General features: G+C 71.1%; 16 protein-coding genes. 5 read left to right on the forward strand and 11 right to left on the reverse strand.

Annotation, left to right across the window (positions count from 1 at the left end):
* Positions 1–6: 6 nt before the first annotated feature.
* On the reverse strand, positions 7–1,968 hold the full coding sequence (locus GTY58_RS08855; RefSeq protein ID WP_037645876.1) for a Xaa-Pro dipeptidyl-peptidase: 1,962 nt from the start codon (positions 1,966–1,968) through the stop codon (positions 7–9).
* Positions 1,969–2,149: 181 nt separating this feature from the next.
* Here GTY58_RS08855 and GTY58_RS08860 point away from each other — a divergent pair, with 181 nt between their 5' ends.
* Complete coding sequence (locus GTY58_RS08860) at positions 2,150–3,643, forward strand: M1 family metallopeptidase (protein WP_010983114.1); 1,494 nt, start codon at positions 2,150–2,152, stop codon at positions 3,641–3,643.
* Between the two features lie 236 nt (positions 3,644–3,879).
* Here GTY58_RS08860 and GTY58_RS08865 read toward each other — a convergent pair whose 3' ends face one another.
* Entirely contained in the window at positions 3,880–4,359 is a 480-nt protein-coding gene (locus GTY58_RS08865) for a macro domain-containing protein (protein WP_010983115.1), read from the reverse strand.
* Between the two features lie 43 nt (positions 4,360–4,402).
* Positions 4,403–5,866: an amino acid permease gene (locus GTY58_RS08870; RefSeq protein WP_010983116.1), complete on the reverse strand. Its 1,464-nt coding sequence runs from the start codon at positions 5,864–5,866 to the stop codon at positions 4,403–4,405.
* Between the two features lie 323 nt (positions 5,867–6,189).
* On the opposite strand from GTY58_RS08870, the gene GTY58_RS08875 reads away from it, so the two are divergent.
* A complete protein-coding gene (locus GTY58_RS08875; protein ID WP_010983117.1) occupies positions 6,190–6,885 on the forward strand; it encodes a MerR family transcriptional regulator in 696 nt (231 codons plus the stop codon).
* Between the two features lie 107 nt (positions 6,886–6,992).
* Here GTY58_RS08875 and GTY58_RS08880 read toward each other — a convergent pair whose 3' ends face one another.
* From GTY58_RS08880 to GTY58_RS08895, 4 genes are all read right to left on the reverse strand, one after another.
* Entirely contained in the window at positions 6,993–7,634 is a 642-nt protein-coding gene (locus GTY58_RS08880; protein ID WP_010983118.1) for an SDR family NAD(P)-dependent oxidoreductase, read from the reverse strand.
* Positions 7,635–7,832: 198 nt separating this feature from the next.
* Positions 7,833–10,040: a 3-hydroxyacyl-CoA dehydrogenase NAD-binding domain-containing protein gene (locus GTY58_RS08885; protein ID WP_010983119.1), complete on the reverse strand. Its 2,208-nt coding sequence runs from the start codon at positions 10,038–10,040 to the stop codon at positions 7,833–7,835.
* A 52-nt stretch (positions 10,041–10,092) separates the two neighbouring features.
* Positions 10,093–11,307 carry an acetyl-CoA C-acetyltransferase gene (locus GTY58_RS08890; protein WP_010983120.1) on the reverse strand — a complete coding sequence of 405 codons (1,215 nt, stop codon included), beginning with the start codon at positions 11,305–11,307 and terminating at the stop codon, positions 10,093–10,095.
* Between the two features lie 151 nt (positions 11,308–11,458).
* Positions 11,459–12,616 (reverse strand): CaiB/BaiF CoA-transferase family protein, encoded by a 1,158-nt coding sequence (locus GTY58_RS08895; protein ID WP_078234627.1) that lies wholly within the window; start codon positions 12,614–12,616, stop codon positions 11,459–11,461.
* Positions 12,617–12,882: 266 nt separating this feature from the next.
* Between GTY58_RS08895 and GTY58_RS08900 the strand changes: the two genes are divergently transcribed.
* The gene (locus tag GTY58_RS08900) at positions 12,883–14,058 is read left to right on the forward strand and encodes a saccharopine dehydrogenase NADP-binding domain-containing protein (RefSeq protein WP_010983122.1); all 1,176 of its coding nucleotides are present in this window, start codon (positions 12,883–12,885) and stop codon (positions 14,056–14,058) included.
* A 43-nt stretch (positions 14,059–14,101) separates the two neighbouring features.
* Here GTY58_RS08900 and GTY58_RS08905 read toward each other — a convergent pair whose 3' ends face one another.
* From GTY58_RS08905 to GTY58_RS08915, 3 genes are all read right to left on the reverse strand, one after another.
* Positions 14,102–14,791, reverse strand: coding sequence for an endonuclease V (locus GTY58_RS08905; RefSeq protein WP_010983123.1), 690 nt, complete (start codon positions 14,789–14,791; stop codon positions 14,102–14,104).
* Positions 14,792–14,825: 34 nt separating this feature from the next.
* Positions 14,826–15,152 (reverse strand): hypothetical protein, encoded by a 327-nt coding sequence (locus GTY58_RS08910; protein WP_010983124.1) that lies wholly within the window; start codon positions 15,150–15,152, stop codon positions 14,826–14,828.
* A gap of 113 nt (positions 15,153–15,265) precedes the next feature.
* On the reverse strand, positions 15,266–16,336 hold the full coding sequence (locus GTY58_RS08915) for an oxidoreductase (RefSeq protein WP_037645873.1): 1,071 nt from the start codon (positions 16,334–16,336) through the stop codon (positions 15,266–15,268).
* A 314-nt stretch (positions 16,337–16,650) separates the two neighbouring features.
* On the opposite strand from GTY58_RS08915, the gene GTY58_RS08920 reads away from it, so the two are divergent.
* Entirely contained in the window at positions 16,651–17,067 is a 417-nt protein-coding gene (locus GTY58_RS08920) for an SsgA family sporulation/cell division regulator (protein WP_010983126.1), read from the forward strand.
* A 260-nt stretch (positions 17,068–17,327) separates the two neighbouring features.
* Here GTY58_RS08920 and GTY58_RS08925 read toward each other — a convergent pair whose 3' ends face one another.
* The gene (locus tag GTY58_RS08925; protein WP_037645871.1) at positions 17,328–18,008 is read right to left on the reverse strand and encodes a GPP34 family phosphoprotein; all 681 of its coding nucleotides are present in this window, start codon (positions 18,006–18,008) and stop codon (positions 17,328–17,330) included.
* A gap of 314 nt (positions 18,009–18,322) precedes the next feature.
* On the opposite strand from GTY58_RS08925, the gene GTY58_RS08930 reads away from it, so the two are divergent.
* Complete coding sequence (locus tag GTY58_RS08930; protein WP_010983128.1) at positions 18,323–19,942, forward strand: ABC-F family ATP-binding cassette domain-containing protein; 1,620 nt, start codon at positions 18,323–18,325, stop codon at positions 19,940–19,942.
* Positions 19,943–19,989 lie beyond the last annotated feature (47 nt).

Here is a 19,989-nt window from a genome sequence, read left to right on the forward strand (position 1 = left end):
GGGTCGTCACAGGCCGCCTCCGGGGACGCGGTGCGCGGTGTGCGGCTCACGTACGCCGTCGAGGACGGTGGCGTCCGCGGCGGTGCCGGACTGGGCGGTCGCCCGGGTGAAGGCGGCGGCGCCTCCGACGAGCGGGACCCGGGCCGAGGTGCGGGCCAGGTCGAGCGTCAGGGTGGGCGTGCTCGACGGAGGGTCGATGAGGTCCTTGTCGGTGCCGGCGACGATCAGTGCGAGCCGGTGGCCCTTCGGGACGACGTGGTCGGTGGCGGCGAGGTCGAGGGTGATCGTGTACGCCTTGCCCGGGGTGAGCGGGACGCCCTTGCGGGCGGAGGCGTGGTTGCCGAGGTCGGCCCAGCCGCGGCTGAGGACGGTGTAGTCGACGGCGGCGGTCGTGGCCCGCGTGTTCTTGAAGCAGGCGCTGTCTCCGGCCGTGCTCGCACCCCAGCAGGTGCGGTCGGTGAGCGTGGTGATGCCCTCGCCGCCGTCGGCGTAGTCGCGGATCGTGTCCGGGCCGAGGTCGACGAGTACCGCGGACAGGTGGGCCGTGGAGGTGGTCGGTGTGGCGGTGACGGTCACCTTGGAGGAGCCGGACAGACGCACGTCCCCGGCCAGGGGCGCGGTGACGAATCCGGCCTTGCTCGCGGTGGACTCGTCGATGTGGGCGGCCCAGTCCGTCTCGCTCAGCCGCGGGTCGTCGGTGAAGGTCTCGGTGCCGGATCCGGTACGCAGCCCGAGGGTGCCGACACCGGCCTGGGTGCCCGTGCCGGGTCGCAGCGTCACGGCGTCCGTGCCGCGCGGCGGCCAGAGCGTGGACGTGACCCACTGGTCGGGGTGGCGCTCGATGTCGGCCGTCGGCTCGCGGTCGACGCCGTTGTCGTAGCCGAGGAGTTCATGGTCGAACCAGCGGTGCAGCGTGTCCACCCAGGCGGTGCGGCGGAAGTCGAACGGGTCGACGTGGCCGGTCTGGGACAGCCAGATCTTGCGCTCGACGCCGTTCTTCGCGAGGGCGCTCCACCACTGGCCGAAGTTCTTGGCGCGGACGTTGAGGTCCTGCATGCCGTGGACCAGGAAGACGCTCGCCCGGACCTTGCTCGCGTCCTTGACATAGTCGCGCTCGGTCCACAGCGAGGTCCAGTCACCGGTGCGCGGCGCCTCGTCGACGAGCTTGCGCTGCACGGCGGCGCACTTGGTGCGGGCGTCGGGGCTGTCCACGTAGTCGGACAGCCAGTCCGGGCCCGAGTCGTAGAGCGGGGCGCCCTTGGCGAAGTAGTAGTCGTACCAGGAGGAGATGGCGCTGATGGGCACGATGGTCTTCAGGCCCTTGACCCCGGTGGCCGCGACGCCGTTGGCGACGGTGCCGTCCCAGCTCTTGCCGATCATGCCGGTCCTGCCGTTGGTCCAGGTCGCCTTGGCCCGGGCGGTGCCGGTGCGGCTGGTGTAGCCGTGCGCCCGGCCGTTCAGCCAGTCGATCACCGCCTTCGCCGACTGGATGTCGGAGCGGCCGCCCACGTCCACGCAGCCGTCGGAGCGGTTGGTGCCGGCGAGGTCGACACCGACGAAGGCGTAGCCGCGGGGCACGAAGTAGTTGTCGTAGAAGAGCGGCATCCGGACGACGTCGCCGTTCGCGTCGTACGTCTTCTTCTGGCTCTCGTTGCCGCGTCCGCAGCAGGAGTAGTACGGGCTCGCGTCCATGATCACGGGAATCTTGCGGCCCTGCCGGGCGAGTTCGCGGGGACGGACGACGTCGACGGCCACGCGGTCGGTCTTCCCGTCGCCGTCGCCGTCGAGGCGGGTGTCCACCCATACGGACTCCCGGATGGCGTTCTCGTACGAGTAGACCGGGGCGCTCTCCCGTGGCGCGCCGTGTGCGGCGGCGGGAGTCAGGAAGGCGGCCAGCAGGGCGGCGATGACCGCGGTGACCGGCGATCTCCAGGTCGTGAGGCGCATACGGCGCGCACGTTTCGGCATGGGCGGAAGGTACCCCGGCCAACTCCCTTGCAAAAGAGGGTCTGTGAGACACCTGTGGGGCGGAATCACTCATGACGTCCGAATGGCGATCGTGTGACAGGAGCGGCTGTGGACATGCCCGCGGCCACAGGGACTGAATAGGGTCCGAACAGACTTCGTGCCCCTATGACTTGGAGCTCCTGTGCACCGCAGACTCATCGCCCCGGGCGCGCTCGCGGCCTCCCTCCTGCTGGCGATCCCGGCATCGGCCGCGAGCTACTCCCCCGGAGCGCCGGGCATCGGCGACCCCTACTACCCGGCCTACGGCAACGGCGGATACGACGTCTCGCACTACGATCTGCGGCTGAAGTACCAGCCGCGGACGGACGAGTTGGAGGGCACGGCCACCCTCCTGGCCACGACGAAACAGGACCTTTCACGGTTCGATCTGGACTTCCTGCTCGATGTGAGCGAGGTGCGGGTCAACGGCGCCAAGGCCTCGTTCACGACGTCGGGTCAGCACGAGCTGGAGATCACCCCGGCGACGCCGCTGCCCAAGGGCACGCCGGTCACGGTCGTCGTCCGCTACAGCGGGGTGCCGTCGACGAAGAGCGCGTACGGGTTCAGCACCTGGCACCGCACTCCGGACGGCGCGGTCGCGGCGGACGAGCCCGAGGCTGCCTGGTGGTGGTATCCGAGCAACGACCACCCGAGCGACAAGGCCACGTACGACGTGTCGGTGGCCGTGCCGGACGGCACCCAGGCGATCTCCAACGGCCTACTGCAGTCCACCAGTTCGAAACTCGGCTGGACGCGCTACAACTGGCGGTCCACCAAGCCGCAGGCCACGTACCTCACCACGCTCGCCGTCGGCAGGTTCGACATCACGACCGGGAAGACGTCCGACGGGATCCCGGTCATCAACGCCTACAGCAAGGACCTCGGCGACAACGACGGTGCCGCGCGGGCGAGCGTGGAGCGGACCGGGGAGCTCGTCGACTGGCTGAGCGGGTACTTCGGCCCCTACCCGTTCAACTCGGTCGGCGGATACGTGCCCAACACGACCACCGGGTACGCCCTGGAGACGCAGACCCGCGTGTACTACAGCCCGAAGCAGTTCGCGAACGGCTCGAACACCTCCGTCGTCGTCCACGAACTGGCCCACCAGTGGTACGGCGACGACGTCTCCCTCGCCGGGTGGAAGGACATCTGGATCAACGAGGGCTTCGCGCGGTACGCGCAGTGGCTGTGGTCGGAGCACGAGGGTGAGGGCACGACGCAGGAACTGGCGGACTACGTGTACGCCTCGCACCCGGCCGACGACGCGTTCTGGACGGTCAAGCCCGGGGATCCGGGTCCGGACGACCAGTTCGACACCGCCGTGTACGACCGGGGGGCGCTGGCCGTCCAGGCACTGCGCAACGAGATCGGTGACGACGCGTTCTTCGCCGTCCTGAAGGGCTGGCCGAAGGACCACGCGTACGGGAACGCGGCGGTCGGCGACTTCCAGAAGTACGCGGAGAAGGTGTCGGGCAAGTCGCTGGCCGCCCTCTTCGACACCTGGCTGTTCCAGCCGTCGAAGCCGGCCGCGTCCGCGGCGAAGGGCGCGTCGCTCGCGTCCCGTACCGCGGCGGCCACCGTCCAGCCGAGGTCCTGGAAGAAGATCGCCGCGACGAACTCGGCGCACCAGGGCTGATCAGCCGGGTTCCCCCGGGCGGCCGGCGGCTCGCCCACGATCCGGGTCGCCGGGGCCGAGGCCGGCTCCGGCGAGCCGGAGACGCCGAGCCGAGCCCGAGCCGGGCTTCGGCTTCGGCTTCGGCTTCGGCTTCGGCTTCGGCTTCGGCTTCGGCTTCGGCTTCGGCCCATGGTCAGGTCGGCCTCGGCTCGGCCTTGATGCGCGAGCGGTCCCCGCACGGAGGGCGCGTCCCTCGCTCAGTCGCCGTGGTCGTAGACCGTCACCGGTATGCCCCGCCGCACGAGCCGCTCCGTGATGAGCGGCTCCACGCGTGACCAGGTGCCGCCGGCCAGTCCACAGCCGATGCGCGGCAGGTGGACGGACGCGTCGAGTGCGACGGCCCTGTCGGCGAGCAGACCGAGCGCCGCGTCGATCGCCTCGTACCGTACGGGCACCTCGTTGTCGCTGGTGCGTATCCCCCGCTGGCCGATCATGTTGGCCACCCACAGAGACCGCTCGACCTGGACGAACTGGGCGGCGCCCAGCCCGAAGTCGTTCGCCGCGCGGTCCCGGTACCAGGCTCGGTACGCCTTCTCGGGCTCCGGCCAGCGGTGGGACACGGCCAGCACGAAGCCGCTTCCCCAGCCCCCGATGTCGTTGCACACATGGGCGATCATCTTCACGCCCTCGCCCGACGGAACGGTGGCGTCACCCCGGACATACCTGATCTCCGACATGACGCCACCGTAGGCACTGCCACTGACAGTGGCCGCCGACCTGCTACTTCAGCTGCGCGAGCTCCCGGTCCTCGGCCTGCGAGACCCGGCGGCGGACCGCGAACCAGCCGCCCACCAGCAGGACGGCGACGAGCGGGATGAGGAGGAGGGTCTTACGGCCGACCTCGGGGTCGTTCCACATCAGGCCGAGCACGGCCAGCAGGAAGGCGATCGTGACGATCTCCGTGACGGGGCTGCCGAACAGCCGGAAGGACGGCCGGGTCACCAGGCCCGCCCGGGCGCGGCGGACGAACACCAGGTGGCAGATCATGATGATCACCCAGGTGCTGATGATGCCGAGGGATGCCACGTTCAGGACGATCTCGAAGGCCTGGGTCGGCATCAGGTAGTTGAGGCCGACGCCGAGGACGCAGACCGCGCAGGTGAGCAGGATGCCGCCGTACGGGACCTGGCTGCGGTTCATCCGCGCCGTGAACTTGGGCGCCGAGCCCGCCATGGCCATGGAGCGCAGGATGCGGCCGGTCGAGTAGAGACCGGAGTTCAGCGACGACATGGCGGCCGTGAGGACCACCAGGTTCATCACGTCACCGGCCGCCGGGATGCCGATCTTCGACAGCACCGTGACGAAGGGGCTCTGGTCCGCCGAGTACACCGATCCGGGCAGCAGCAGTGCGAGCAGGACGACCGAGCCGACATAGAAGAGGCCGACGCGCCACATGATCGAGTTCACCGCGCGCGGGACGACCTTCTCCGGCTCGGCGGTCTCGCCCGCCGCGACACCGACCAGCTCCAGGGCCGCGTACGCGAAGATCACGCCCTGCATCACCAGGACGACCGGCATCATCCCGTGCGGGAAGATCCCGCCGTGGTCCGTGACGGCGCTCAGGCCCGGGGTGTGGCCGCCGACCTCGTGGTGCGTGGCCAGCAGGAAGATGCCGATCAGCATGAATCCGACCAGCGTGGCGACCTTGATGATCGCGAACCAGAACTCCATCTCGCCGAAGATCTTCACCGAGATCAGGTTCACGGCCAGGACGACCGCGAGCGCGATCAGCGCGAGCACCCACTGCGGGATGTCGGTGAAGAGGCTCCAGTAGTGGGTGTAGAGGGCGATCGCGGTGATGTCCGCGATTCCGGTCGTCGACCAGTTCAGGAAGTACATCCACCCGGCAACGTACGCGCCCTTCTCGCCGAGGAACTCGCGCGCGTACGACACGAAGGATCCGGACGAGGGCCGGTAGAGGACCAGTTCGCCGAGGGCCCGGACCACGAAGAAGGCGAAGACGCCGCAGACGAGGTAGGCGATGGCGAGGGCTGGTCCCGCGTTGTGGAGGCGGCCGCCGGCACCGAGGAAGAGACCGGTGCCGATCGCTCCGCCGATCGCGATCATGTTGACGTGGCGGGCCTTGAGGTCCTTGCTGTAACCGGCGTCGCCTGCGTCCGCGGGCGACTGGGTCACATCGGTGCGCGATGCAACCCTGGCCGTGTCTACGGCGTCCTTGCTCACGGGTGGATCCACTCTCTGGTGCGCCCGTGGAACGAGTCCTCGGGTCTCCGGATGTGCCACGGCCCGCTCCGCACGGGACGCGGCACAGACCAAGGCGCCACCTTCCCCCGGCGATCGCCGCGCATGCGATGGCGCATGTCACATAGCGGCACATCTCACATGTTGATCATGGGGTGGACAATCGCCCGAACGTCATGCCTCACACCCCCCGCCACGGGGCCGGACAGGCCTTTCACCCCGTGGTGAGACAGCAATACTGTTACACCGCGTCGCCGCCCGTACTGGAGGGCGATCGCCGCGCGATCCGGGAAGGCGAGGCTGTCATGACGACGGACACCGGCGAGCCGACACTCACGGTCGACGAACTGGCCGCGCGTGCGGGCGTCACGGTCCGCACGGTCCGTTTCTACAGCTCCAAGGGCCTGCTGCCGCCGCCCTCGATCGGCCCCCGGCGGGTGGGCCACTACAGCCAGGAGCACCTGGCCCGGCTCGCCCTCATCGAGGAGTTGCAGCACCAGGGGATGACGCTCGCCGCGATCGAGCGCCACCTCCAGCAGCTCCCGCCGGACCTGAGCGCCCACGACCTGGCCCTCCACCGTGCCGTGGTCGCTTCCTGGGCGCCGGACGCGGTGGAGACGGTGACCCGGGCGGAGCTGGAGCGGCGGGCGGGCCGGCCGCTGGGCGAGGCGGACCTGGAGCGGCTCGCCGCGATGAGCGTGCTCGCCCGGACCGAGGACGCGTTCCGCGTGGACCCCGGGCTGCTGCCGCTGGGCGTCCAGCTCCTCGACGTGCCGGTCGCCCACGAGGCGATCCTCGCGGCGCGCACCGCACTCATCGAGCACTCGCGCGCGGCGGCCCACGAGCTGTCGCGGCTGTTCCGGGACGCGGTGGCCGAGCGCGACTCGCAGGCGGTGAAGTCCTTGTCGGCGCACATGCAGCCGCTGGTCGTGCAGGCCCTGCTCACCACCTTCCAGCGCTCCCTGCGGGAGGAGCTGCGGGAGTGGCTGGCGGAGTCCTGAGCCCCTCCCGACGGGGTACTACGAGCGACGAGACCACGTGGTGCGGTCGCGGACGTGGCCGCACCCCTCACCAGCACGTCGAGCCGCTCACCGATACGTCGAGCCCCTCACCAGCACGTCGAGCCGCCCGCCACGGTCAGGGTCTGGCCGGTCAGGAGACCGCTGCCCTCGTCGACGACGTACAGCAGCGTGGAGACCAGATCCGCCGTGCGGACCGCGCTCGGGGCGATCGCGTTGACCGTGATGCCGTACGGGCCGAGGGCCGAGGCGAGTGAGCGGGTCAGGCCGATCAGGCCGGCCTTCGAGGTCACGTGGGCGACCCTCGTCGGCGGTGCGGCGAAGACCGCCGCCGACGCGATGTTCACGATGCGGCCCCAGCCCGCCGCCTTCAGATACGGCAGCACGGCGCGGGTCACCAGGAAAGGGGCCTCCAGGTTGACGCGCATGGCCCGCCGCCACTCCTCGGGCGTCGTGTCCTCGAAGTCCGACTCGGGGCCGGCGCCCGCGTTGTTGACCAGGACGTGCAGCGTGCCGAACCGGTCGATGACCTCGTCCAGCGCCTCCCGGACCTGCTCCTCGTCGCTGACGTCCGCGGTCAACTCCACGTAGTCCAGCACCCGTTTCGCCGTTTCCGGCTGCGGGACCAGGTCGAGCCCCGCCACCCGGAAGCCGCGCCCCGCGAGCGCGACGGCGAACTCCTGCCCGAGGCCCTGTGCCGCTCCGGTCACCAGGGCGGTACGTGTCTCCATGCAGCGAGTGTGGTGAGCCGTCAGGGCGGCGGCAAGAGCGCGTTTTCACTCGCCGGGACGGGCGGGCAGGGAGGGGACGGGACCGGTTCGCCGCTCGGCGTCCGGTCCCGTCCACCTGGGCAGGAGCGGCGTGCCGCTCAGCGACACGACACCTCGCGCCGCTCAGCGACGCGCCGTCGCAGGCCCCTCCCCGTCGCGCTACTTCGCGTCGCTGAAGTGCTCGCCCTTCTCCGCCTTCTCCACGAGCAGGGCCGGCGGCGTGAACCGCTCCCCGTAGCGCTCGGCGAGTTCACGCGCCCGTGCCACGAAGCCGGGCAGGCCGGCACCTGCCCCGGCGCCGGCACCCGGCCCGCCGGCGTACCCGTTGATGTACTGGAGGACACCGCCGGTCCAGCCCGGGAAACCGATCCCGAAGATCGACCCGATATTGGCGTCCGCGACGGACGTCAGCACGCCCTCCTCGAGGAGCCGGACGGTGTCCAGCGCCTCGGCGAAGAGCATGCGCTCCTGCATGTCCTCGAAGGGGATCTCATGGCCCGGCTTGGTGAAGTGCTCGCGCAGCCCGGGCCACAGCTTGGCGCGCTTGCCGTCCACGTAGTCGTAGAAGCCCGCACCGCCGCCGCGTCCCGTGCGGCCGAACTCGTCGACCATGCGGTCGATGACCGCCTCCGCCGGGTGGGTCACCCACGTGCCGCCCGCCTCCTCGACCGCCCGCTTCGACTCGGCCCGGATCTTGCGCGGCAGGGTGAGCGTCAACTCGTCCATGAGGGACAGGACCTTGGCCGGATAGCCCGCCTGCGCGGCCGCCTGCTCGATGGACGCGGGCTCGATGCCCTCACCGACCATCGCCACGCCCTCGTTGATGAAGTGGCCGATGACACGGGAGGTGAAGAAGCCGCGCGAGTCGTTGACGACGATCGGGGTCTTGTTGATCTGGCGGACCAGGTCGAAGGCGCGCGCCAGCGCCTCGTCGCCGGTCCGCTCGCCCTTGATGATCTCGACGAGCGGCATCTTGTCGACGGGCGAGAAGAAGTGCAGCCCGATGAAGTCGGCCTGGCGCTCCACGCCCTCGGCGAGTGCGGTGATGGGCAGGGTGGAGGTGTTGGAGCAGAGCAGGGCGTCCGGCTCGACGATGTGCTCGATCTCCTCGAACACCTTGTGCTTGAGCGCCGTGTCCTCGAAGACGGCCTCGATCACCGCGTCGCAGCCCGCCAGGTCGGCAGGGTCGGCGGTGGGCGTGATGCGGGCGAGGAGCGCGTCCGCCTTCTCCTGAGTCGTACGTCCCCGGGAGACCGCCTTGGCGCACAGCTTCTCGGAGTAGCCCCTGCCCTTGGCCGCGGCCTCCGCGGACACGTCCTTGAGGACGACCTCGATGCCCGCGCGGGCACATGAGTAGGCGATGCCCGCGCCCATCATCCCGGCGCCGAGTACGGCGACCTTGCGGACCTGGCGCGGTGCGACGCCCTGGGGGCGGTTGGCGCCGGAGTTGACGGCCTGGAGGTCGAAGAAGAACGCCTGGATCATGTTCTTGGCGGTCTGTCCGGTGACCAGCTCGGTGAAGTAGCGGGCCTCGATCACCAGGGCGGTCTCGAAGTCGACCTGGGAGCCCTCGACGGCGGCCGCGAGGATGTTGCGCGGGGCCGGGTAGGGGGCGCCGTTCAGCTGCTTCTTCAGGTTGGCCGGGAAGGCCGGCAGGTTCGCCGCGAACTTCGGGTTGGCGGGGGTACCGCCCGGGATGCGGTAGCCCGGCTTGTCCCAGGGCTGCTGGGACTCGGGGTTGGCGTCGATGAAGGCGCGGGCCCCCGCGAGCATCTCCTCGTGGGTCGCGGCGACTTCGTGGACGAGGCCGTTCTCGAGGGCGCGGGCGGGCGCGTACTGGGTGCCCTGGAGGAGCACCTTCAGGAGGGCGTCGGCGATGCCCATGAGGCGTACGGTACGGGTGACGCCGCCGCCCGCCGGGAGCAGACCGAGGGTGACCTCGGGCAGGCCGATCTTGGAGCCGGGCGCGTCGAGGGCGATGCGGTGGTGGGAGGCGAGAGCGATCTCGTAACCGCCGCCGAGGGCCGCGCCGTTGATGGCGGCGACCACCGGCTTGCCCAGGGTCTCGATGCGGCGCAGGGAGTTCTTGATCGCCGTACCGGTCTCGAACGCCCGCTGGGCGTCCGACGGGCCGGCCTTCATCATGTCCTTGAGGTCGCCGCCCGCGAAGAAGGTCTTCTTGGCGGAGGTGTAGATGATCCCGCGGATGGAGTCCTTCTCGGCCTCGGCGCGGTCGGCGATCGCCGCGATCGACGCCCTGAAGGCCTGGTTCATGGTGTTGGCGGACTGGTTGGGGTCGTCGAGAACGAGGGTGACGATCCCGGTCTCGTCCTGTTCCCAGCGGATGGTGGTGGGCTCAGTGCTCATCAGGGGTGCTCCGTAAGATCCCTTGGGGAGGGTCAGAAAGATCCGTTGGGGGTCAGACACGCTCGACGATCGTCGCGATGCCCATGCCGCCGCCGACGCACAGCGTGGCCAGGCCGTAGCGCTTGTCCTGGCGCTCCAGTTCGTCGACGAGGGTGCCGAGGATCATCGCGCCGGTGGCTCCGAGCGGGTGCCCGAGGGCGATGGCGCCGCCGTTGACGTTGACCTTGTCCAGGGACAGGCCCATGTCCCGCGCGAAGCGCAGGACTACGGCCGCGAAGGCCTCGTTGATCTCGACCAGGTCGATGTCGTCGATGCTCAGCCCCGCCTTGGCGAGCGCCTTGCGGGTGGCGGGCGCGGGGCCCGTGAGCATGATGGTGGGCTCGGAGCCGGAGACGGCGGCGGAGACGATGCGGGCGCGGGGCCGCAGACCGTAGCGCTCGCCGACCTCCTTCGAGCCGATGGCGACCAGCGAGGCGCCGTCCACGATGCCGGACGAGTTGCCCGCGTGGTGGACGTGGTCGATCTGCTCGACCCAGTGGTACTTCTGGAGGGCGACCGCGTCGAAGCCGCCCAGGTCGCCGATGTCGGCGAACGACGGCTTCAGCTTGGCGAGCGAGTCGGCGGTGGTGCCGGGCCGCAGGTGCTCGTCGTGGTCGAGAACGACGAGACCGCTGCGGTCCTTCACGGGCACGACGGACTTCTCGAAGCGCCCGTCCTTCCAGGCGGCCGCGGCCCGCTCCTGGGAGAGCGCCGCGTACTCGTCGACGTCCCGGCGGGTGAAGCCCTCGATCGTGGCGATGAGATCGGCGCCGATGCCCTGCGGTACGAAGTTGGTGGCCATGTTGGTCATCGGGTCGGCGAACCAGGCGCCGCCGTCCGAAGCCATCGGCACCCGGGACATCGACTCGACGCCGCCCGCGAGCACCAGGTCCTCCCAGCCCGAACGGACCTTGACGGCGGCCAGGTTGACCGCCTCCAGGCCGGACGCGCAGAAGCGGTTCTCCTGGACGCCGGCCACCGTGTCGGGCAGCCCGGCCGCGATCGCGGCGATCCGGGCGATGTCGGAGCCCTGGTCGCCGACAGGACCCACCACACCGAGCACGATGTCGTCGATCGCGGCCGGGTCCAGCCCGGGGAAACGGTCGCGGATCTCGTGGATGAGTCCCACCACGAGGTCGATGGGCTTCGTGCCGTGCAGGGCCCCGCTGGCCTTGCCACGCCCGCGCGGGGTGCGGATCGCGTCGTACACGTACGCTTCGGTGCTCACTGATGGGCCTTTCGGGGAGGGTTGGAGCCGGCTCTTGACGGTGTCGACCGACCGGGCGGGTTCGGGGCCGGTGGGCTGACGTTCAGCAGGGGGCGGCCGGGCTCTGCCGGGCGCGGTCCGTGCGCGTGGCCGAGCGGGAGGGAGAGTTCCATCAGGCGCCCTCCCCCGGTCCGGGGCGGAGGCCCTCGAGCAGCCGTGGTACGCCCCACTCACGGGCCACGTCCTCGACGTGGGCGCCCGGTTGTGCGGGCCCGCTCCGGACGGCCGTGCGGGTCGCCGAGAAGCGTGGTGCGGGGGCGGGCTGGGTGATGCCGCCGTGGTCGGTGAAGGTGCCGCGGGCGGCGAGGTGGGGGTGTGCCGGTGCCTCACGGAGCGACAGGACGGGTGCCACACAGGCGTCGGAGCCTTCGAAGACCGCCGTCCACTCGTCCCTCGTACGGGTCTTGAAGCGGGCCGCGACCGTCTCGCGCAGCTCGCTCCAGCGGGACACGTCCTTGCGGCTCGGCGCCTCGTCCCCGATGCCGAGCAGCTCCACGAACTCGGCGTAGAACTGCTGCTCCAGGGCGCCCACCGCCATGTACTGCCCGTCGGCCGTCTCGTACGTGCCGTAGAACGGGCAGCCGCCGTCGAGGAGGTTGGCGCCGCGCTGGTCCTGCCAGCCGCCCGCCGCCAGCATGCCGTGGATCATCGCCGCCAGATGCGCCGCGCCGTCGACGATGGCGGCGTCCACGACCTGGCCGGTACCGGTCGCGCGCGCGTGGTGGAGGGCGGCGAGCACTCCGACGACGAGGTAGAGCGAGCCGCCCGCGTAGTCGCCGACGAGGTTGGCCGGGATCGCGGGCGGCTCGTCGGGGTTGCCGATCATGCCGAGAGTGCCGGTCAGGGCGATGTACGCGATGTCGTGCCCGGCCCGCTGGGCGAGCGGGCCCTCCTGGCCCCAGCCGGTCATCCGTCCGTAGACGAGCTTCGGGTTGCGGGCGTGGCAGGCCTCCGGGCCGACGCCCAGACGTTCCGCGACGCCGGGGCGGTAGCCCTCGATCAGGATGTCGGCGCGTTCGGCCAGGTCGAGGACGCCGGCCGGTCCGTGCTCGGCCTTGAGGTCGACGATCACGGACCGCTTGTTGCGGTTGGTCACGTCGTACTCGGGGGCGATCGCGAGCCCCGCGCCGCCCGGACGGTCCACCCGGACGACATCGGCGCCGAGGTCGGCGAGGAGCATCGCGGCGAACGGGCCGGGCCCGATGCCCGCCAGCTCGACCACGCGCACGCCTGCGAGCGGGCCGTGCCCCGGCGTCCTTGCCACTGCCATCAAGCCCCCAGCACTGTGACACCACTGATGTGACATCAGTGATGTTAAGAACGTGTTCCACCACAGACAAGCCCTGGGCGAGCAAGCGCTTAGTCTAGATTCCGAACGCCAGACTGTCATGGAACACACCGGAGTGGGACATTCCACCGACGTCCACGAGGTACGGCCGGCGCCGGCCCGCCGAGGATGACGCACACCTCGGTGTTCGACCGCTCGCACCTCACGCTAGCCTCGGCCACCGACAACGGCGCGGGCTGAGGGGTGTCATGAGCAGGCTGAAAACGGATCGCGCGTACGACATCGTGCTTTTCGGAGCCACGGGCTTCGTCGGGACGCTCACCGCGGAGTACCTCGCCGCGCACGCGCCCGAGGGGCTTCGCTGGGCGATCGCGGGGCGCAGCGCGCGGCGGCTGGAGCAGGTGCGGGAGCGGCTCGGGGGCGCCTCGGAGATCGGAATACTCCAGGCGGACGTCGCCGACCCCGGGTCCCTGCGGGACATCGCCCGCAACGCGCGCGTGGTGGCCACGACGGTCGGTCCCTACCTGAACTACGGCGAGGAGCTGGTGGCCGCCTGCGCCGACGCCGGCACGGACTACGCGGACCTGACCGGTGAGCCCGAGTTCGTGGACCTCACGTACGTTCGGCACGACGCACGCGCGCGGGAGACGGGGGCACGGCTGGTGCACGCCTGCGGGTTCGACTCGATCCCGCACGACCTGGGGGCGTATTTCACCGTGCGGCAGCTGCCCGAAGGGGTGCCGCTGACGGTCGACGGCTATGTGCGCTCGCAGGCCATGTTCTCGGGCGGAACGTTCGCCTCCGCGCTCAACCAGTTCGCGCGGGGCCCGCAGATGCTCGCCGCGGCCCGGGACCGCAGGCGGCACGAACCCCGAGTGGTGGGCCGCCGGGTGCAGGCGCCGTTGGGTGCGCCGCGGTTCGCCAAGGAGGTCGGGGCGTGGGCGCTGCCGCTGCCCACGATCGACAGCCAGATCGTGCAGCGCTCGGCGCGGGTGCTGGAGCGGTACGGGCCCGACTTCCGTTACCGGCACTACGCGGCGGTCGAGCAGCTGCCGTTCGCCGCGGGCGGGGTCGCCGCCGTCAGCGCGCTCTTCGCGGCCGCCCAGCTGCCGCCCGCGCGGCGCTGGCTGTCCGGCCGGCTGAAGCCGGGGGACGGGCCGAGCGCCGAGAAGCGCGCGAAGAGCTGGTTCTCGGTCCGGTTCGTCGGCGAGGGCGGCGGACAGCGCGTCTACACGGAGGTCGCGGGCGGTGACCCCGGCTACGACGAGACGGCCAAAATGCTCGCGGAGTCGGCCCTGTCCCTCGCGCTCGACGACCTGCCGCACACGTCCGGCCAGGTCACGACGGCGGTGGCGATGGGAGACGCCCTCATCGACCGCCTCCGCGCGGCGGGCATCACGTTCCGGGTGGCGGCCAAACGGTAAGCCCCCGCAGCGGCCACCCCGGAACCGAGTCGACGGGCGCCCCTCAGGCAGTCGCCTCCTTGAGGGCCCGTCGGCACAGGGAGTCGGCCCGTCGGGTCGTCTCCGGGATGCGGTATTTCGGGGTCAGCGCGAGGGTGTGGGCGCAGGCGTGGTCGAGGTCCACCCGGTGTCCCACGGACACGAACACGGGTTTGACGCCGGACTGGGTGCGCAGAGCCCGGCCGACCTCGTCGGCGCCCGCCAGCAGGGGCGCGGCGCTGCCTCGTGGGGCGCCGGGATCCTCGTACGAGAAGGTGAACGGGTTCTTCGCGACGCCGATCGTGGGGAGGCCGGTGAGGACGCCGAGGTGGCTGGCGAGGCCGAAGCGACGGGGGTGGGCCACCCCGTAGCCGTCACAGACGATCAGGCCGGGGGGACAGGGCAGGGCGTCGAGGGCGGCCAGGACCGTGGGGATCTCCCGGAAGGCCAGGAGGCCGGGGACATACGGGAAGGAGACCTCGCCCACGGCCGTGGCCTCGGCGACCACGTCCAGCGTCGCCGCGTCCAGCACGACCGCCGCCGCCACGACCACGTCGCGTTCGTCGTCGTAGGCGACGTCGACGCCCGTCACACGACCGGTTCCGGGCGGTGGGCCCGGCTCGTCGAGGATCACTCGTCCGCGCAACTCGTCCTGCACGGCACGGGCTTCTTCTTCGGTGGCGGGCCAGCCCGCGGGGATGCGTACGGTCGTCATGATGGTGACGAGCGTACGACCCCGCGGGCCGGTGTCACTTGTTGCCCAGTGCCTGCTTCAGCTGCGACTTGTTCATGTCCGAACGGCCGTGGATGTTGCGCCGCTTGGCCTCCTCGTACAGCTGGTCGTACGTGGGCCCCGCCGAGCCCGTGTGCGAGCGCTGACCGCCGCGCTTGCCGGACGACATGTCGTTCGTGGACGTCTTGCTCGCCGTCTTCGACTCACCGGACCGGGCCCGCTCCTTGTTCACGGTGCGCGCGGCGATCTCCTCGGCGCGCCCCTGGCTCTCGCCCCGGTCCTGCGCGCTCTGCTTGATGTGCTCGTACTGACGTTCCCTCTTGGGGCTCGAACCGCGTGGCATGACTCCTCACTTCCTCCGGGATCACTGCGCTCCGGAAAACTGGTGGCGCACGGGTACCCCCTTTTCCCAGGCGAACATCGCCCGTCGGCCGCCGCGCGCCGAAGGAGCGGTCACTACTCCAGACGGGCCACCCGTCCCTTCTCGCCGGAGGCCCAGCACCCCCGGTCCGGGGTGCAGTCCACGGTGTCGTACGAGCCCGTGTCGAGGGTCTTCCACGTGCGGCCGCCGTCCGTGGTCAGGTCCGTTCCGGTGGGGCCGACGGCGAGGGCGGCGGAGCCGGTGTGCGGGAGCCAGGTGACGCCGGAGCGGTAGGCGGGCGGAGGCTGCGCGGCCGTCGTCCAGGTGCGGCCGGCGTCGCCGCTGACCGCCGCCGCCCGCGGGGACGCCTGGTCGGCCCGGTAGTCGCCGCCGACCGCGATGCCGTGCGTGCGGTCGCGGAAGGCGAGCGCGAAGACACCGCGCGCCGGATCGCCCGCCGGGATCGGCGTGTCGGCCGCCGTCCACGTCAGTCCGCGGTCGGCGGAGTGCAGCACGCGCGCGTGGGCGCCGCCGCCGGTGGCCAGCCACGCGTCGCGCGGTCCCGAGGTGACCAGACACTGTCCGCCGGCCGCGAAGCCGGCCTCGCCGTCCTGGGCCGCGGGCATCCCGGCGCCGGGCAGCACCTTCCAGGAGCGGCCCCCGTCGCTGGTCGACAGGATGCGGAACGCGCCGTCGACCGGGTCGCTCATCGCCAGGCCGTGGCGCCGGTCGAAGAAGGCGAGGCAGTCGTAGAAGGCCTTCGCGTCGGTGTTGCGGAAGGACTCGGTCCAGGTCGCGCCGCCGTCGTCCGTGCGCAGCACCCGGGACGCCTCGCCCTCGCCGATGGCCAGCACCACGGCGCGCCGCGCGTCGAACGCCTCGATGTCACGGAACTCCAGATCGGCGGCGCCCGGCGGCGAGACGTTGCGCCAGTGCGCCCCGCCGTCGGTCGTGCGCAGCACGGTGCCCTTGGATCCGGCCACCCAGGCGGCGTGCCGGCTGACGGCCGAAAGACCGCGGAAGCGGACGTCCGTGCCGCTGTCCTTGAGCTGCCAGTGCGGCGTCTGCCTGCCGGCGGCCGACAAGGGTGCCGCCCCGGCGGGAGCCGCCCCGGCGGGAGTCGTCAGCGCTGCGGCCAGGGCCGCCACGCACGCTCCCACGCTCATCAGTCGGCTCGTACGTCTTGTGCGCCTCGTCCGTCTCGTGCGTCGCGTGTTCCCCAAGCCCGTCATGGCGGGCGAAGCTAGCCCACTCCCCCGGTGGCGTCCAGATGCCCTCACCCGGGAACCGCGCGCCTCCACCGGGTGTCCTCTCCGATATCCCGGAGACGACGGATGAGAAATGGATCACCACACCGAATGTTCTCGGTGACAGAGGTCACTCGAAATTCAGGTGCACGGATTGGCTCATTCCAACGTCTCTTCAAGTGCCTGGCCACATCCGTCCGGAGTCCATCCAGCCGTCACAAGGGAGCAAGGCGTTGTCCACCGTCATCGAGCAGCCCGTAGAGGCCCGTCTCGTCGCCGCCGCGCCGCGGATGCCGAGCATTCCCGCCACGCTCCACTACGACCGGAGCGACCCGTTCGCGATCCGCATGACCTTCCCCGCCCCGGCGACGCTGGAGGGCGTGGAGGTCTGCTGGACCTTCGCGCGCGAGCTGCTCGCGTCCGGCATGGAGGAGCCTGTGGGCCACGGTGACGTCCGGGTGCGGCCGTACGGCTACGACCGCACCGTCCTGGAGTTCCACGCCCCGGAAGGCACCGCCGTGGTCCACGTCCGCTCGGGCGAGATCCGGCGCTTCCTGGAGCGCACGACGGAGCTGGTGCCGGTCGGCCTGGAGCATCTGCAGATCGATCTGGACCACGATCTGGCGGAACTGATGCGCGACGCGTGCTGAACGCGTCCGCGCGAGCGAGTGGTTCGCCGCAGCGTCCGGCTCCGCGCTGACGCGGACGACGCCGGGGCGGCCGGTTTTCGGTCACGGTCGGCGCGCCCGGCCGGACCACAACATTCAGCGGGGTTCGTACCCCCGGCGAGCGCCTGCCCAGTCACCGGGTCGACGGCCCCGGTGACCAGCATCTCCGCGCTCAGGCGGTGAGGAAGGCGGACGGCTCTTACCCCTCCCCCTCACCCGAGGTCTTCGCCGCGGGCCGGCGCTCAGCTGCTCGTCGCGGCGCCCGACGTCGACGCCGCCGTGATCGCGACGATCATTGCCGTCCGCACCTCCTGGATGACCTTCCGCAGTGCGGGTGCCGCCGCCCCGCCGCGTTCCGTCAGCTCCTCGACGCGGTCCTTGTACCGCTTGCGGTCCTTGGACGGCACCAGGGTGCGCAGTTCGGCCGCGGCGGCCAGGGCCACCAGGGCCGCGTCCCGGTCGGGGACCGCGGCTACGGGCAGCGGGCCCTCCAGCACCTGCCGGGCCTCGGCGCGCAGCGCCTGCACCGCGGGCACCCGCGCCAGCTCGTACTCCACGGAGGGGAAGAGCCCGAACACGCGTCTCTTCTCGGCGCGCAGATATCCGTCGGCGGCGAGCTGGGCGCGTACGGCGTCCAGCGTGACGCGGGCCCGCAGGGTCACCCAGGCCTTCCACTTGCGCGGCCGGGACTCCTCGACGAGTTCCATCAGCCCGTCGAGAACGGGATCACCGGTACGGCCATCCGGGTCGGCCGGCGTGGCGATGCCGTCCACATCGGTGAGCAGACCGCGCTGCGCCAGCTCCGTGAGGGCACCGGCGCGGACCAGGTGATGGAGGTGAGTCTCGCCGCTGACCTTGAGTTTCGTCGTGTCCCAGGACAGCAGATAGAGCCGGGCCGGCAGTGAGAGCGAGCCGTCGGGCACGGTGCCTCCTCGGTACTGGGCAGGGCCCACGTTAATTGCGTTGACAGCCCGCATACCCGCTCCTAGCGTGTACACCGGTTCTGTTGCCGTCGATTGGAGAAGGACGTTGCTCGTCTGAGGTCCTGAGACACCGCGTCACACCTCACTGACCGTGTGGTGTGCGCTGCGTGCGACCTCGGCATCCGAGCCGTCCTCCGGTACAGGGCTTTTCTCATGCCCTCCGCCGTGCTCCGGCTCATTCCCCGGGACCGTCGCCCCCCGCGGTGTCTCACACGCGTTGCCCATGACCACCTCGAGCAACCGCGAGGCACCGTATGACCGCATCCATCACCTGTACGTCCCTGTCCTTCGCCTGGCCCGACGGCACCGTCGTCTTCGACGACCTGCAAGCCACGTTCGGCCCCGGCAGGACCGGGCTCGTCGGCGTCAACGGATCAGGCAAGTCCACCCTGTTGAAACTGATCGCCGGACAGCTCTCCCCGGCCGACGGCACCGTCCGTGTCGCGGGCGAGGCCGGCTACCTCCCCCAGAACGTCGCCCTCGACACCGCCCTCCGGGTCGACGAGGCGCTCGGCATCGCCGCGACGCGCGCCGCGCTGCACGCCATCGAGGCGGGTGACGTGGCCGAGGAACACTTCACAGCGGTCGGTGACGACTGGGACGTGGAGGAGCGCGCCATCGCGACACTCGGCGAACTCGGGCTCGGCCACATCGAGTTGGACCGCACCATCGGCGAGGTGTCGGGCGGTGAGTCCGTCCTGCTGCGGCTGGCCGCGCTGCTGCTGCGCCGCCCGGACGTGCTCCTGCTCGACGAGCCGACCAACAACCTCGACCTGTACGCGCGCCGCCGGCTGTACGCGGCCGTGGAGGCCTGGTCCGGGGTCATGGTCGTGGTCAGCCACGACCGCGAACTCCTGGAACTGGTCGACCAGATCGCGGATCTGCGCTCCGGGGAGGTCACCTGGTTCGGCGGCAACTTCTCCGCGTACGAGGAGGCGCTCGCCACCGAGCAGGAGGCGGCGGAGCGCATGGTGCGCGTCGCCGAGTCCGACCTGAAGAAGCAGAAGCGTGAACTGATCGACGCGCAGGTCAAGTTGGCCCGCCGCAAGAGGTACGGCCAGAAGATGTACGAGCAGAAGCGCGAGCCGAAGATCGTCATGGGGGCGCGCAAGCGGGCGGCCCAGGAGTCCGCGGGCAAGCACCGGATCCTGCACGAGGAGCGACTCACCGAGGCCCGGGAGCGCCTGGACGAGGCGGCCGAGGCGGTGCGGGACGACGACGAGATCCGCGTCGACCTGCCGTACACGGCCGTACCGCCGGGCCGCTCCGTGCTCACTCTCCAGGACCTGGAGTTGACGTACGGCGCCCGGGTGGACGGCGGCCTCGAACTGCGCGGTCCCGAACGGATCGCGCTGATCGGGCGCAATGGCGCGGGCAAGACGACGTTGCTGCGCACGATCGCGGGCGAGTTGCAGGCGGTGTCGGGTGAGGCGCGGGCCCATGTGCCGCTGCGGTTCCTGCCGCAACGCCTCGACGTTCTGGAGGACGAGCTGACGGTCGCCGAGAACGTGGCCCGGTTCGCGCCGGACGCCACGAACAACCGCGTCCGGGCGCGGCTGGCCCGCTTCCTGTTCCGGGGCGCGCGAGCCGACCAACGGGCCGCGACCCTGTCGGGCGGCGAACGATTCCGGGCCACCCTCGCCGCGCTGATGCTCGCCGAGCCCGCCCCGCAGCTCCTGCTGCTGGACGAGCCGACGAACAACCTCGACATGGCGAGCGTCCGGCAGCTCACCACGGCTCTGGAGTCGTACGAGGGCGCGCTGATCGTGGCCAGCCATGACGTGCCGTTCCTCGAGTCGATCGGGATCACACGCTGGCTGCTGCTGGAGGGGAAGCTGAAGGACACGACGCCGGAGGAGGTGGGGATGGGCTGAGGGGGTGGGCCGAGGGATGGGCCGAGGGGGGCGCGCTTCCGCTCCCG

It is taken from the genome of Streptomyces sp. SID5469 (assembly GCF_009862865.1).
GTDB lineage: Bacteria > Actinomycetota > Actinomycetes > Streptomycetales > Streptomycetaceae > Streptomyces > Streptomyces avermitilis.